This is a genomic window from Companilactobacillus ginsenosidimutans, from assembly GCF_001050475.1.
GTDB lineage: Bacteria > Bacillota > Bacilli > Lactobacillales > Lactobacillaceae > Companilactobacillus > Companilactobacillus ginsenosidimutans.
Genome location: NZ_CP012034.1, coordinates 20,555 through 33,855, shown reverse-complemented (window position 1 = coordinate 33,855; position 13,301 = coordinate 20,555). Strand labels below are relative to the sequence as shown.

General features: G+C 38.1%; 25 protein-coding genes. All 25 read right to left on the bottom strand.

What is annotated here, in order from left to right:
- Positions 1 to 12: 12 nt before the first annotated feature.
- The 25 genes from ABM34_RS00255 to ABM34_RS00145 all read right to left on the bottom strand — a co-directional run bounded on the left by ABM34_RS00255 (position 13) and on the right by ABM34_RS00145 (position 13,295).
- The gene (locus ABM34_RS00255) at positions 13 to 411 is read right to left on the bottom strand and encodes a hypothetical protein (protein ID WP_048702331.1); all 399 of its coding nucleotides are present in this window, start codon (positions 409 to 411) and stop codon (positions 13 to 15) included.
- Positions 408 to 800 carry a hypothetical protein gene (locus ABM34_RS00250; protein WP_048702330.1) on the bottom strand — a complete coding sequence of 131 codons (393 nt, stop codon included), beginning with the start codon at positions 798 to 800 and terminating at the stop codon, positions 408 to 410. Before ABM34_RS00250 ends, ABM34_RS00255 begins: the two co-directional genes overlap by 4 nt.
- Complete coding sequence (locus ABM34_RS00245; protein WP_048702329.1) at positions 800 to 1,105, bottom strand: hypothetical protein; 306 nt, start codon at positions 1,103 to 1,105, stop codon at positions 800 to 802. Before ABM34_RS00245 ends, ABM34_RS00250 begins: the two co-directional genes overlap by 1 nt.
- Complete coding sequence (locus ABM34_RS00240; RefSeq protein WP_048702384.1) at positions 1,105 to 1,473, bottom strand: phage head-tail connector protein; 369 nt, start codon at positions 1,471 to 1,473, stop codon at positions 1,105 to 1,107. Before ABM34_RS00240 ends, ABM34_RS00245 begins: the two co-directional genes overlap by 1 nt.
- 8 nt (positions 1,474 to 1,481) lie before the next feature.
- Complete coding sequence (locus ABM34_RS13110) at positions 1,482 to 1,640, bottom strand: hypothetical protein (RefSeq protein WP_157023166.1); 159 nt, start codon at positions 1,638 to 1,640, stop codon at positions 1,482 to 1,484.
- A gap of 67 nt (positions 1,641 to 1,707) precedes the next feature.
- Positions 1,708 to 2,589, bottom strand: a complete 882-nt coding sequence (locus tag ABM34_RS00235; protein ID WP_048702382.1) for a hypothetical protein — start codon at positions 2,587 to 2,589, stop codon at positions 1,708 to 1,710.
- Between the two features lie 19 nt (positions 2,590 to 2,608).
- The gene (locus tag ABM34_RS00230; RefSeq protein ID WP_048702381.1) at positions 2,609 to 3,232 is read right to left on the bottom strand and encodes a DUF4355 domain-containing protein; all 624 of its coding nucleotides are present in this window, start codon (positions 3,230 to 3,232) and stop codon (positions 2,609 to 2,611) included.
- Between the two features lie 173 nt (positions 3,233 to 3,405).
- Complete coding sequence (locus tag ABM34_RS13450; RefSeq protein WP_257719938.1) at positions 3,406 to 3,528, bottom strand: hypothetical protein; 123 nt, start codon at positions 3,526 to 3,528, stop codon at positions 3,406 to 3,408.
- On the bottom strand, positions 3,500 to 4,513 hold the full coding sequence (locus ABM34_RS00225) for a minor capsid protein (RefSeq protein ID WP_048702379.1): 1,014 nt from the start codon (positions 4,511 to 4,513) through the stop codon (positions 3,500 to 3,502). Before ABM34_RS00225 ends, ABM34_RS13450 begins: the two co-directional genes overlap by 29 nt.
- Positions 4,514 to 4,515: 2 nt before the next feature.
- Positions 4,516 to 5,886, bottom strand: coding sequence for a phage portal protein (locus ABM34_RS00220; RefSeq protein WP_048702378.1), 1,371 nt, complete (start codon positions 5,884 to 5,886; stop codon positions 4,516 to 4,518).
- Between the two features lie 10 nt (positions 5,887 to 5,896).
- On the bottom strand, positions 5,897 to 7,153 hold the full coding sequence (locus tag ABM34_RS00215; RefSeq protein WP_048702376.1) for a PBSX family phage terminase large subunit: 1,257 nt from the start codon (positions 7,151 to 7,153) through the stop codon (positions 5,897 to 5,899).
- Entirely contained in the window at positions 7,143 to 7,565 is a 423-nt protein-coding gene (locus ABM34_RS00210; RefSeq protein WP_048702375.1) for a terminase small subunit, read from the bottom strand. Before ABM34_RS00210 ends, ABM34_RS00215 begins: the two co-directional genes overlap by 11 nt.
- Before the next feature lie 370 nt (positions 7,566 to 7,935).
- Positions 7,936 to 8,349 carry a hypothetical protein gene (locus ABM34_RS00205; protein WP_048702374.1) on the bottom strand — a complete coding sequence of 138 codons (414 nt, stop codon included), beginning with the start codon at positions 8,347 to 8,349 and terminating at the stop codon, positions 7,936 to 7,938.
- A gap of 26 nt (positions 8,350 to 8,375) precedes the next feature.
- Complete coding sequence (locus ABM34_RS00200; RefSeq protein WP_048702373.1) at positions 8,376 to 8,690, bottom strand: MazG-like family protein; 315 nt, start codon at positions 8,688 to 8,690, stop codon at positions 8,376 to 8,378.
- Positions 8,690 to 9,109 carry a hypothetical protein gene (locus ABM34_RS00195; protein WP_198141153.1) on the bottom strand — a complete coding sequence of 140 codons (420 nt, stop codon included), beginning with the start codon at positions 9,107 to 9,109 and terminating at the stop codon, positions 8,690 to 8,692. Before ABM34_RS00195 ends, ABM34_RS00200 begins: the two co-directional genes overlap by 1 nt.
- Positions 9,081 to 9,257, bottom strand: a complete 177-nt coding sequence (locus tag ABM34_RS13105; RefSeq protein ID WP_157023164.1) for a hypothetical protein — start codon at positions 9,255 to 9,257, stop codon at positions 9,081 to 9,083. Before ABM34_RS13105 ends, ABM34_RS00195 begins: the two co-directional genes overlap by 29 nt.
- 7 nt (positions 9,258 to 9,264) lie before the next feature.
- On the bottom strand, positions 9,265 to 9,696 hold the full coding sequence (locus ABM34_RS00190; RefSeq protein ID WP_048702371.1) for a hypothetical protein: 432 nt from the start codon (positions 9,694 to 9,696) through the stop codon (positions 9,265 to 9,267).
- The gene (locus ABM34_RS00185) at positions 9,696 to 9,929 is read right to left on the bottom strand and encodes a hypothetical protein (protein ID WP_048702370.1); all 234 of its coding nucleotides are present in this window, start codon (positions 9,927 to 9,929) and stop codon (positions 9,696 to 9,698) included. The genes ABM34_RS00190 and ABM34_RS00185 overlap by 1 nt, the downstream gene beginning before the upstream one ends.
- The gene (locus ABM34_RS00180; protein ID WP_048702369.1) at positions 9,926 to 10,261 is read right to left on the bottom strand and encodes a hypothetical protein; all 336 of its coding nucleotides are present in this window, start codon (positions 10,259 to 10,261) and stop codon (positions 9,926 to 9,928) included. The genes ABM34_RS00185 and ABM34_RS00180 overlap by 4 nt, the downstream gene beginning before the upstream one ends.
- Positions 10,251 to 10,631 carry a hypothetical protein gene (locus tag ABM34_RS00175; protein WP_157023162.1) on the bottom strand — a complete coding sequence of 127 codons (381 nt, stop codon included), beginning with the start codon at positions 10,629 to 10,631 and terminating at the stop codon, positions 10,251 to 10,253. Before ABM34_RS00175 ends, ABM34_RS00180 begins: the two co-directional genes overlap by 11 nt.
- A gap of 188 nt (positions 10,632 to 10,819) precedes the next feature.
- On the bottom strand, positions 10,820 to 10,984 hold the full coding sequence (locus ABM34_RS13100) for a hypothetical protein (protein WP_157023159.1): 165 nt from the start codon (positions 10,982 to 10,984) through the stop codon (positions 10,820 to 10,822).
- A gap of 177 nt (positions 10,985 to 11,161) precedes the next feature.
- Positions 11,162 to 11,683 (bottom strand): single-stranded DNA-binding protein, encoded by a 522-nt coding sequence (gene ssb / locus ABM34_RS00160; protein WP_048702365.1) that lies wholly within the window; start codon positions 11,681 to 11,683, stop codon positions 11,162 to 11,164.
- Positions 11,684 to 11,813: 130 nt separating this feature from the next.
- Positions 11,814 to 12,227, bottom strand: coding sequence for a RusA family crossover junction endodeoxyribonuclease (locus tag ABM34_RS00155; protein WP_048702364.1), 414 nt, complete (start codon positions 12,225 to 12,227; stop codon positions 11,814 to 11,816).
- Positions 12,205 to 12,525, bottom strand: a complete 321-nt coding sequence (locus ABM34_RS00150) for a hypothetical protein (RefSeq protein ID WP_048702363.1) — start codon at positions 12,523 to 12,525, stop codon at positions 12,205 to 12,207. The genes ABM34_RS00155 and ABM34_RS00150 overlap by 23 nt, the downstream gene beginning before the upstream one ends.
- A gap of 2 nt (positions 12,526 to 12,527) precedes the next feature.
- Positions 12,528 to 13,295 carry an ATP-binding protein gene (locus ABM34_RS00145; RefSeq protein WP_048702362.1) on the bottom strand — a complete coding sequence of 256 codons (768 nt, stop codon included), beginning with the start codon at positions 13,293 to 13,295 and terminating at the stop codon, positions 12,528 to 12,530.
- Positions 13,296 to 13,301: the final 6 nt, after the last annotated feature.

The following is a 13,301-nucleotide window of genomic DNA, read 5'->3' as shown; positions in this document are numbered from 1 at the left end:
TTTAACTCTCCTTTAAATTATTTCAAAATGTAAATTCATGATTCCATGTAAGAGGATTTGACCCTCAACACTGTAATCTGTAACGAGTCTTGTTTCTGATCGTTGCATATCAAAAACAGTCGTGTAATTCTTGGTGCTTTTAATTTTTACCGCCTCATGTAAGAAGTCATTCATCATATTGGATATAACTGCACGATTGCTTGCGTTATTCCATAAATCAATATCAAGTTCTAAATTGCCATCTAAGCTGTTTTTCGTGCTATCAGGTGTAAGAGAAGTATCTCCAATAATAACGAACGGGTAAGGTACGTTTTCCTCTTCGGTAGGCAAATAGTCGTAGGTGTCAAACCCTTTATTTGTCGAATATTTAAAAAAATAATTGAATATTTCTAACTCTGGGGAAAATATCATGATCCCTCCGCCGCCTTTTTTATTCTTGATAGAAATACAGGGTAAACACTATCCAATGCAGGCTTTAGAGTCGGTTCTTTTGCCATGAAACGAGTTCCAAGTTCGACGTATTGGAAATATTCCGTTTCCGGTCTAATAATTCCCTTTAGTCCGCTGTCCTCAAAGTAGATATTTGTCATCTTCTTTGTTTGACCCGTTGAAATTCGTTTTCCTGCCTTGCTACCGCTCTTATACGTCTTGGTGTATGTAGTTCCCATATTCCGTTTGGTTTTCTCTTGTACCTCAACCGTGGACTTCCTAACGACACTGACAAACCTCTTCATGTCTGACTGTTCGGTTAGTTTGACCTTTGCTTTGTTCAGTCCGACAAACTTCACTTTCATTCCCATTAGGAAATACCAACTTGGAAACTCTTCACTTTTGAGGTGGAGGTTTTAGTTTTCTTGATCCAGTGTTGCGTATCATTCCCAATCAACAAAAAAGACCAGTTGAAATTGATACTTTCAACTAGCCTTATTGTTTTTGTTTGAATGTTATAGTTGCCGAACGTTTCAACATTACGTTGAACGCCGTTGTCTGTTACGTTTGCCCAACACTTGAACACTTCTGTTGGTGTTGAGTCATGTTGACCTGTTTCCGGGTTGTATTTGTTGCTCGGATCAGTGTAAAACGTGATCGGAGTATCAAATCGCATTAGTATTTCCTCCCGAATGAATACGGGTCAACAAACTTGATCGTAGGCAACGGGTTCTCTGAATGTTCTTTCAAATAGTCCGTAATGTCGTTTTCAAAGCCCGAAAAGTCATCATCACTAAACGTAATACTTTCTCCGTCCTGTGAATAAGAGGTCATGCCCTCGTTACTCATGCGGTTGTATCGTCTGATAGACACCTCAAACAATATAAATTCCAAAGAGCTTGGCACGTCCTCTGTGGTATGTAGTTTAGACTTCAATCGTTGAGTAGTTCGTTTAATGATTAGGTTTAACAGCTTATCACGATCATTATTTGAAATAGACAAGGCGGTTTTAATGTCATCTAGTAGCGTAGTTTCTTCTGCCATATTTCCACCTATCCTTTCGTCGTGAATGTTGATGAATGAATAACTTTGTTTCCTTTTCGTAATTCCATGACTTGCTCTGATCCTGCTTTAAGACCTGTCAAATGGACTGTATCTCCCAATTTAAAGTCTTTTTTAATTAGCTTGTCATTACAATATAAGTCTGCCATTTAAACACCCCTAACGTCTGCTGTTGTCTTTGTAGCGTTTGCTACTTCAACTCCGGCAACTTCGGGACTAGCTGGGAGAGTCTGTTCCTGCCTCTGCTGAAATAGTAGATACAATGATACCGTCCAAACGTTCTGGTAATAGCAAGAGAGCGTCTGCAACAACACTTTCGTATGATAGTGAGTCGTTCTTAGGTTCGTGAGCAATTCCAACGAGTCCTGTTTGATCGGTTGTAAAGTTGAATGCTTGTGAGAGTGATCCACCGTTCAATGTTGCAAAGTATAAGTTTAGGTTTTGTGAAGCTGTAACGTAAATTGTACCTGCTGGAACGTTGTTACTCATGATTAAAGTATTTACACCAAGGAAATTTTGAATGTAAGTCATACCGAATACTGTTTGAACTGTTACAGGTGCTGAACCAATGTAATCATAAAAATCAATAGGGTTGACTAATGCAACAGAGGTAACGTCCTCGTCCTCGAATGCAACTGCGAGTTGACCCAAGCCTTTTGCAAGTGATTGTTGAAAGCCTGCTCCTGTTGCCTTACCAGTTCCGTTTGCAAATTCGTCGAACAATTCTTTCTTGATATTCTTTTGAATTGCTTTGAGTAGTTCGGAGTCTGTGTCTGCAACTGCACCTTGAAATCCACTTGATTGAATTGCTTCCGCAGTTACATTCTTGCGCCATTTGTTAAAGGTTAATTCCTTAGTGTCTGATAGTTCTTTTTTGACTTCTGATAATGGAATAACTTCGCCCTCTGCAACCTTTTCGTCTGCAAGAGTAACTGTTGACTTGTAAATCTTCACTGTTGATCCTAATGCAAGAGCTTGTTTGCGTGTGATACCGAGAACTTTCATTAATGTTGTAAGTCCCTCGTTGAATTGTTCTACGAAATCAACTGATTGTGGAATTAACTTGTCTTTTGTAACTGTCTTTTCGTCTACTGCCATGGTGTCCATGACCTCCTAATTATTTATATTCGGGGAATAGGTTCATATTCTCCGCAATTTTTTCTTGTCGTTCTTGTGGATCAACGATTGCCATAATTTCATCACGTGTGATCGTGGAACGTTGACCCGAAATTCTTGGTGTTGCTCCCTTTGTTAGTTCCTTGGTTGTTTCGTCTTTGATTGATTGAATGAACTTAACCAATTTACCAACGTTGGTTTTTGTGCTGTCGGCTTGATCGGTTGTAACCAAGTCTAATGCCTCGTCGCTTGCTGTGATCCCTTGTTCTTTGAACATTGAACTAGCGGTATCACGCATTCGATAAGTTGCAAGTTCCGCCTTTGCTTTGTCTGCCTCGGCTTGTACTTGCTGTAATTGATACTTTTGTTTCTCGTCGGAGTTCATTTTTGCTAACTTCTTAGCCTCGTCAACTTCGTGTTGTCGTTTCTTTTCCGCTCTGTCCAACTTTTGTTGAACAATTGCGTTGACCTCCTCATCAGTGTATTTTTTTCCACCGGTCTTTTCTTGATCGTCGTTGTTATCTTTGTGATCGTCTGTCTTATTTTCTTCCGGTGTTGCAACCCCTGTGTTTCGGTCTTGTTTGTTCAACTCTTCGGTTGATTGAGTATCTGTTTGGTTATCCATAAATAAATTCTCCTATCCATTAGCTTTTAACGTGGATCAATGCTTGCACATTCCATATCTTTTAAAGTGATAAATGCTTGCACTTTGCTACACCATAGCTTTTTACGTCTTCAATGCTTGGACGTACAAAAAAAGCACTCAACCGTTTTGGTTGAATGCTTAATATTTGATACTTACAAAATCATATCTTTTGGATCAGTAGGTTTGAACGGTTGTTTGTTCAAAATTGCTTTTTCCATTTCGCTACATGCTTTTTCAATGTCGTTGTCAACGGAATAATTCGACGCCTTTCGCATTGGAAATATCTACATTTAATTTATTAGAATTTGCGTCAACTTTGCTACTTGTATCATTTTTTCGTTCCTTTGGTGTTGGTGGTTCGTTCTCCTCATCATCAACAGGAACTGTCGAGCAGCGACAATTGGGATGTACAGGAATATCTGGGGCGGGATTATCTCCACCTCCCATCAATTCAAATACTTTATTGTCTAGCGGTTTGCATACAGAACATGCTGTCGGTTCCGCAATCCATTTTACTTTGTCAAAATCATTTTCCATATACAAAATACGACTGTATTGGTCCGCAACCCTGGCTGACTCAGTTCTAGCAATCCGAGAAGCAGCATAACTAGCATTCTTTACCTTATCATCAATCAGCGACCGGAGCCGTGAACTCAATTGATCAGCATTCATACCCATTACCAAACTACGTGTAATGATATTGTCTAGTTCGTTTTTCAACACGTCTTGGTTCGTCCAAATTCTGTCCGAGAACTTTGCTCCGTGATATGAACTATATATCAACGTTTCCATTCTCCGTTCTGTCATCTTTGGAACCGTCTCACCAAGTATTCCCGCTTGTCGTACACGCTCGTCCTTTAATTCAGTAACAAGTCGTTCACGAAGTTTGTCGCTTAACTCGTCTGTTTCCGCCAAGAGATCAACGCCAATTTGACTTTTAAGCATTTCCAAACGATTAATTCGCATAGTCGCATTGTAAATCCTCAACCTTTCATTTGCTTCGTCAGAGAAGTCTTGCTCCTCCACCATCTTTTTTGCGGTGTCTTGAAATCCTTTAACATCAAAGTTGGAGACTCGTTTTTTCGCTTCATCTATACTGATACCCTCTTTGTTTGCATATCGTGTATAAAATTGAGATATATCTTTATCTATTTTGTCTAATGATTTGTTATAGATTTCATCTATCTGCTTGTCAAAATCAATGTCTTGTTTTTGTTGTTGATCTATCCACTCACGCTCTCGCTTTTCCCAATATCCCATAATTATTCACCTTGTTCACTGGTTGTTGAATTGTTAAATCCGTAATCAGTTGCAGGGTTATTGTTAACTGCGTTTCTTGTTTGTTCGTTTTGTTCTTCTTGAATGCGAGTTATTTCCGCCTTAGGATCACTGACAACTGACAGCGTAGACAATGCGGTTTCAAGTGAGGTAATGCCGATCAAGTTCTTTGCTGTTTCTGCTTCCTCTGCGACGTTGTTCGGAATATTACGGGTAAATCTGAACGTTATGTCCATTGGTTCGCCATAGGGCAATTGAACTCCTAATACTGAAAACATTTCACGTAAGTTCTGTGTAAATTTACGTTCTTTGTTAACAGCAAGGTTACTCATTGATTGCATTTTGTATGCTAACGCCGTTCCCGAGGTTGAACTCCCGAATACGTCATCACTAATATTCGCAATCATACTAATTTGATAAATCATTGTCGTTAGTCGATTGAGGATATTTTCTTGATTACCGTCTGCGTCTGGTTTCTCGAGGAACTTTGCGTCAACGTCGTATTCTTCACTAGCGTTTTTAGTCACGATCAAACGGTTCTGTTTGATATTGAGTTGTTCTTCCTCCGTCAAATCAAAGTTCTTTAGGAACAAATAAGCGTGTGCAAAGTAATCAATATCATCTAGCTTGGCACTAAATGCCTTGTCGTATGCGTGAATTAATGTAATGACTGGATCAAACACTCCCATGCGTTCCTCATTATCGAAGAACTCGACCGCAGGCACTTTGCCTTTGAACACCAATAGTTTTGAGTCTGTGATCCTAATATCATCAATATAAGTGAACGAGTCGGCTCTATTTGAATAGTATGCCGTTCCTGTAATCTCGTTCTTTGCATTCTTGCCATATGTAACAAAGGCAATAGGCTTTTTGTTGATCGTGTCATCATAAATCATGAACGACTGATCCGGAGAGAGAACGGCTGTTTTTAGTTCGCTGTTCTCGTTGTTGTATGCCAACATGAACGCTTTGCCGTAGATACTCGACTGCTTGGAAACCTCTGCAAGTTTGTCAACGAATGAATTATTTCTGATCCACGCTTGTAGAACTTTGTCCTTGTCTTGATCGTCCACTTTGATAGTTGGTGGAATACCAATAAAATAACCATTCAATGTGTCAACGAGGTTCTTTGGAAAGTTGACAATCAAATGGTTGTTATCTTGCATATTTTGAGCTATCTCGTCATCAAAGGCTTTGGTTTGCCCTTTATATTCTCGTAGCTTGTCTTTGTACTGCTCTTCGTAGTTTGTTCTGTGATAGTTGATGAAACTTCGTAAATCTTCCCGAGTGAACTCTTCGTCTACTGGAAAGAGGTACTCGTCGTTATCACTGACAATTCCTCTTTGTAATAGCATTTGCTACCTCCTAAAATAATAAGTTCCTGTGGACTTTCGCTTGAACCTTTCCCTTGCCGTTGATTTCTTCGACAGCATATCTCGTTGCGTCTGCCCAATGGTTGAAAAGGTCAACAGGCTTGTTTGTGTACTCTCCTGTTTTCTTGTCCTTTTGCCATGTGTAGTTCTCTAGTCCCTCAATGACTTTTTGACAGCGGTCATCAACGATCAACTCGTACTGTTGCATGAATTGAATACCTTGAATGATTGAGTCTTTGCCTTTGTTGGACTTCCGAACACGTTCAATTCCGTTACGCCGTAGTTCATCAATACTCTTTGGTTCTGCGGCGTCGGCTGTGATTACTTCTTTTGAATATCCCATTGACTTGATTACGTCGGCTATTTGATTGTTCATCATTCCCGTTTTGCTGTATTCCTCAATGAAATACATTTTTTTGTTCTTGTCGTCCACCTTTACATGAATAAAGAACGACGGGTCATTCGTATAACCGAAATCAAGTCCGAACATGCTCGGAACGCTTTGTAGTTCGGGAGAGTCACTGTTCAAGCGACGAACTTCGTAATTAGGAAAGATTAGTTTGTCGAGTGTTGCAAACTCTCCAAGAGCATATATTCGATACCAAACGGGGTTTGTTGTTTTGAACTTCTCGATATTTCTCCGAGTTTGATCGTCAACAAACTTGTTATCTTTGTAGCTCGATTGATGAATGATCGTGTCCGGCTGTTTATTTTTGAAGAAATACTGATAAACCCAATTAGCTTTTGATACCGGGTTGAACATTAGAAATATTTGCTTGTTAGAGTGTTTCCTTTCACGTACACGCAATGTAAGTTGCTCGTAGTCCTCTTGACTGAACTCGGTTGCCTCTTCCATTACAACGTCCGACAGTCCCTTGATTGACTTAATCTTTTCTTGATCGTCCATGCCTTTGAAAAGGAACATTGCTCCATTCGGCAAAGTGATCTCGAAATTTGTCTTGTTGATCTTGCAATAAGGCAACAACTTCCATTCGGATAGTCGAATAACAACGTCCTCATAGATTGAGTCACGTAATCGACTCCCAACCTTTCGGAGGAACAATACTTTGCGAGGGTGTTTCCATTCTTTCAAGGCTTTCAATACTACCTTTTGAACAACGCCGTGTGACTTTCCACTTGCTGCTCCCCCGTACCAAACCTCTGTAAAGTGTTCATAGTCATTCAAACTGTCAAAGACTGATCGGTTGAACTCTTTTTCGGGGTGCATGAATTTAATATCAATTGTCATCTTCTGGATAATCTCCAATATCAATTTCAATATTGGTTCGGTTCGTTGTGTTGACGTTATCAGTAAACAAGGCATGTCGTTTCCCGATCAACTCCGCAGCCTTGATCCTGTCTTTTGCTGTGACAGGCACGTTCTCGTACAAACCTTTTGCGGTTGCCACCGTTTCCTTTGTCTGTCCTCGCATGGTCTTTGATAGGAACTCCATTACTTCGGTTGCGTCGGCAATGCTTTCACTGTGCATTGAGTCCACCTGCTCTTGTATAGCCGATTTAATGTCATCTTTTGTAAGCAATCTATTTGCCTGTTGTCTTGCCGATTTCTCTGCGTAACCGGCTCTTAACGCTGCCTGTGTTGCATTTAAATCTTTGATGTATTCATCAACGAATTTCTTTTGTTGTGCATTCAAACTCAACTAGCACCACCTCCTTAGTAATGAAATTGAGCAACAAAAAAACACCACTCGAATGAGTGATGTTTCTTCAAGTCGCTACTACTCTACTTTTTGACCTTGCGGTCTATGCGAGCCTCGGGAATCGAACCCGAGCATAGAAATGTGATAAGAAAAAAGGTGTTGGTATTTTTAGGAGGAAACCGCCAGTACTCGCCTAATAAAAACAGTAACCGTTATCATAAGTTACTGCGTGAAACTTGTCGTTTTTTTTAAAGGTCGTTCTGCAGTTAGAGACAGGCTGTTTTTGTGTTATAAATTATTTTCTTTCAAATTTTTCTATACTATCAATTTACCCCATTGACAAGGTTCATAAATACCCTTTTTTGTGCAATTATTTGTCTATAATTTCAGGGCTAATCAGCCCTTTCTCAATAGCTAAAAGTTCAAGCATTTTATATCTCTTGTTGTAAATGGTTCTAACAGAATAATGTAACCTATCCGCAATCTCATACCACCCTAGGTAATCACTATTGACAAATCGCATATTGTAAATCATTAACTGCTCATCACTCATCTTGTCAATAGCCCGTTCACAATCATCTTTTAAATTAAATAGGCGTTGAAGTTCTTTATCTTCGTCTTTTTTTATTGTCAAAGTTTCTTGTGGCTTTATGATGATGCTTGATCTACCACCCTCTGGATTTCCGTTACTTTCAGTCCAAGGATGTTCAATAGCAACAACTCTCACAGCAATGTTGGTATTAACTTGTTGATACTCTTTAAAGTCCTCTTCAAGCTCAAGCAATCTACTCTTACTTAATTGTTTAATGGTTATTCCCCCTCGTCCTTAATGAACACACCATTTAAAGTCTTCCCTTTACGATTCTTGATCGTATCAACTGCAAGTTCCAAGCAATCTTTTAAATCGAATCCTGTTTGTTGACAGAGGATAATCATGACAACCATCACATCACCAATCGAATCCGGGAAACCTGAGTTAGCATTTGAGAAATCATGATTCTTATATGCTTCCTTTAACTCATCAATCTCTTCTTGCAGCTTATTCAATTGTTTCGCTGGGTCATTATTATCTAAGCCACGTTCTTTTGACCATTCTTGTACTGCTTTAATTAAATCGTTGTCCATTAGTCTTCTACCCTTTCTAACATTGGTTCGTATGCTGGGTTAATTGATAACCATTCCTCTTTGGTATTTTTAACCGGACGATAAAAACATAATGGAGCCCAAATTAATTTGTTGTTGATATCGTCATGGTAAATAACGCTGTTCGTATTAGTGTCATGAACAATATACAGTTTATTAGGAAAAACAGCAGTTCCCATTACCACGTTATTAATGTCGGCCATAAAATCAAACTCTTTTGTGTGCTCCATTGTCATGTACTTTGCTTGTAAACTCCCGATACCGTGAGTTTCTGGCATGAGCAACTTACCTATTGCATGTATAGGGCTATCGTAAGCTTTTCCAAGTTCTTTTAGTTCCTTTAGTTCGCCTTCCGTGTAATTTAATTTTAATTTATATTTCATCGTCTTCCTCCACTTCATCGTCTTCCACCTCTTCCATAAATGGCACAAATTTTGGATCAATAGCTGTAACTCTAATTCTCATTCGAGCTATTTCATCATCAATAGTTTGGTAATCCTCTAACTGTTGCTCTAAATATTTTAATGTTGTTTTCCTTAGCTTTTCCATATGTTACCTATCCAACCTTTTTCCCTTCAAACATATCAAGGCAGAAGTAAGTGTCTTTGAGTAGATTTCTAACTTGTTTTAAAGTTAAAAATTTATTCTCTTTCGGAATAGAAACATCATTGCAATTTGTTCCAAGAACGGGAACACCATCAATACCGTCCTTAAATAAATATATATCTTTCCCTGTTTCTTGAGTGAGAGTTGGTTTTAATTTCCAGAGGTACCGTGGATTAAAAAAAACACCGTCACCTCTCCAGTAATCAACCATATCAAAAATTATCTGTTCTGGTGTCTGTGATTGCATATATTTATCTTTCAAATACGTTTGGTTTTCTCGATCATATAAAACATCTAAAACATCATCAAAATCATTTTTTTGATTTTTTTGCCATTCAAGTTCTTCAATCTCTTCTTCGGTCCACCCTGTAATAGTTCTCATCAGTCAACCGCCTCCAATCTATCTAGTGCTAGGATATGTAACCAAAATTCTGGACGTATACAGTCCTCGGATAATTCAATCGGTCTACCAACTAATGCATAACCCGTTGTATATGGCAGTAAGTAGCCGTAAATATATCCGTCATGAAAATACGGGTCTGATTTGTCTAGCCAATACAAGTCATCTATATCTTCATCAGTTAGTTTTAATCTGTATTCTTGCGGTTTAATCATTCTTCCACCTCCAACTTTCTGCCACACATAGGACAATAATTAATAGGAGTTGTAAAGCGTTCCCAATTCATGCACTCATTTTCAACCCGATCAGTGATTATATTTTCATCTATAACCACTGAAGTGTAATTAATGTCAGATGAATCATCAGAAACAATACCAAAAGGCTTTGAGTTCATTGGGTCACAATATTCACATGCTACTGGATTTAGTTCCACGATAGCCTCATCACAAGCCTGCACGCCTCTTTTATATTCGCCACTAGTTTTCAAAAGATTCTTTGATATGACTTCACGGGCAATTTGAATTGATTTAATTGCACTATTTTCCATGTATTCGTTCCCTTCTTAATTGTTCAATTTTTTCTTGTTTCAATCTCCTTTTTTTATCGACGTATTTTTGATAGGTCTTTGCCCGCCGTACACGTTTCCAAGCAATATCATTGATCAATTTAAATCGCATAGCCTTATCAAATTCAGTTTTGTTGATTTCATACAAATCAATGATTGTACGTTTTGGCGTGCCACTGTCTAATTCTTTTTGTATGTAATCCCATCTGAAATTTTTTGCTCGTTCACTCATTTCATTTCCAATGCGATCTTCCGCCCTAATCTTCATCAATGTTGGGTGGTTTTCTGGCACGTTTCGCATGTTTCCAAATTCTTCTTCTAATTCTATTACCCATTCAACAATTTTGTTCATGAATTAACTAGAACGGCAAAATAATATCAATTATTAATTCGTTCTTTTCCCTTTCTGTGAGATGTCGTCTTGCTAATGCGAATTCATTCGGTAATTGCATCTCATGCTTTATTACATATGCAATTGTTTTTTCTATGCTGTGTTGTTGATCTTCAAAAATCCTAGACATATGTTCTTTGTAAATACTTTTAAAGTTCAAGTTGGTTTCTCCTTTCAAAGGCTTGTTCATCTCTTTTGATACGTTCCATTTGCTTGCATAATTCTTCATCGCTGATCCGTAGTGCATCAGCAATTTCAATATTCGTGTATCCATTTGCTTTCATTTGGTAAATTGCCAAGGGGATATTTTTCATATGGTTGATTTTCCTTTGTGTGGCGGTGTCAATGGTTGCATTACATTCTCAATTTCAACAATTGGAATACCTGTATCTGTTTTTAAGATGTTGTCTGTTTCATCAAAAAATATTTGTCCATCAACAACCGTTATTTTTCTAGGTAACTCATTTTTTATCTTTCTTCATGTCATTCACCTAAAACGGTAAATCATCGTCTGTGATATCAGCTTGTTGTGTGGACTCGTTTTCATATGTTCCGTTTTTATTCATGCCGTTAACTTCTTCATATGTCTTTTGTTTTGACTCGCTTCCTTGCGTTGTCCACTCGGTTGGTTTTGCTGATGGCTGTGCATTGCTTGGTTGTCGTTGCTCTTTATTTGCTGGTTGGTTATTGCTTGATTTTGGTTCAAGTAATGAAAAGTTCTCTGCTAACACCTCAGTAATAAATACTCTATTTCCTTGATCGTTCTCATAGTTCCTGGTTTGAATACGACCATCAATCCCCACTAATGAACCCTTGTGGGTAAAATTAGCAAAATTTTCCGCTGCTTTTCTCCACATAACACAATTAATAAAGTCCGCCTCACGTTCTCCGTCTGCGTTTGTATATGTTCTATTAACGGCGACGGTAAAACTTGCTACGGCGTGCCCATTTGCTGTGTAACGCAAATCTGGATCTTTCGTTAATCTTCCTGTAATCACTGCTCTATTAATCATCTGAATCACGTCCTTTTTGTATTTGGTTCGCTGTTTTTACAATCAAAGCTAATTCATCAAGTGTTATCGGTTTCCCAGTGTGTAGAAAAAAGCACTGTCGTAAACTTCTTCAATAAAACGTTGGCTTTCATCAACTGTTAATTTTTTCAATTGTTACCTCCACCCTTGGTTGTTCGTCATAATCCTTTGTTGCGTTGATCTCGACAATTTGACCATCATCAAACCATGCGCATTTGAGACCATCAAAAACCGATTTAATATAATTATCCAAGTCTGATTTAATTGCTGGCTTGACTTCGTGGCTTGCTCGCCGTTCGTGTTCTTTATTTGATATTGACTTTTGAATGCTTCTATAAAAATGCAATTCCACTTTTAAGGGTTCACCCCGTTCAAAAAGTTGCTCATTATTAAATTCTTTTCGATATTGTTCTTCGATGTTTTTTTTATATTCTGCATATTTTGGTGGGGTGTATGTTCCCCGTCTCGTGATTCTCGGCCTTTGTGCTGCGACTGGTTCACCCTCAATCGTCATTTTTAAAAACATTCTCTTTAATCTCCTTCAAAAGCCAATTCATATTGAGCAGTTCTCCATCAATTTGTTTATGCACCGTTTCAAGCTCTGAAATAGCCATAATTAAATGTTCCTCAATATCCGTATTACCTCGATAATCAGAAACATCGTTTAAAAGTTGGTGATACCGTCCATATATGACTTTTAAATATTTGATTTGACTTAGGATAGGATCGTGAATAATCAAAAGTTGATTATTTGCATAAGCAAGACTGTCTCTTTCCACGTTTTGAATTATTGGTAGCTCTGATATAAATTTTTCTGTTTCCATTTCTAAACCTCCCTCATGTCTTTACCATCAAACACAATTACGTTCTCAGGCTTTTTGGTAAGCAATCGACTTATAATCTTTCCGTTGTACATTCGTTGTAATTCACTACCTGTGTTGTTTGTTGTAATGATGTTTGCTTTGTTTTTTCGATAATCAGCAATTCGGAATAATACTTCTTGTGTAAATCTCGTTGCGGGTTGTATCTCTTTACCCGATGCAAAACTTGTTTCGCTTCCTAAATCATCAAGTACTAATACATCGCATTTTTCAATACATTTTTCGATTCGATAAACGTCATGTTTTTCAATATTGTATTTATCTGTAACGGCTTGACGTTCTAAATTGATCAACATTTCAACACTTACAAACAAACATGAAATGTCAGTTTCCAAGGACTTTAATCCGTTCAAAATGCTAACTGCCAACATGGTTTTGCCTCTTCCGGCTTTACCAGTGAATAGGTAGTTCGATGTATTGCCTTTATATATTTCATTTGCGATATTTCGAGCCTGTAAGAGTTCTTGTTCTTGCTCCGGTGTATCTGCATCAAAGTCATCAAAAACGCTTTTCAGATCATCAATATCACTAACAAGCGAACTGTTAAACATTCGATATTTCTCTTGTGCTTTATATCTTTTGGTTATGTTAATCTCGTCTTGTTTTCGTCTTTCGTCCATATCGATATTCTTCACGTTATCCCAATCAATGTTGATATCTTTTTTCTTGAGGTCTGCCAACAGTTCACTCATGATTGTTCCTAAGTTTTCCATTTCGCC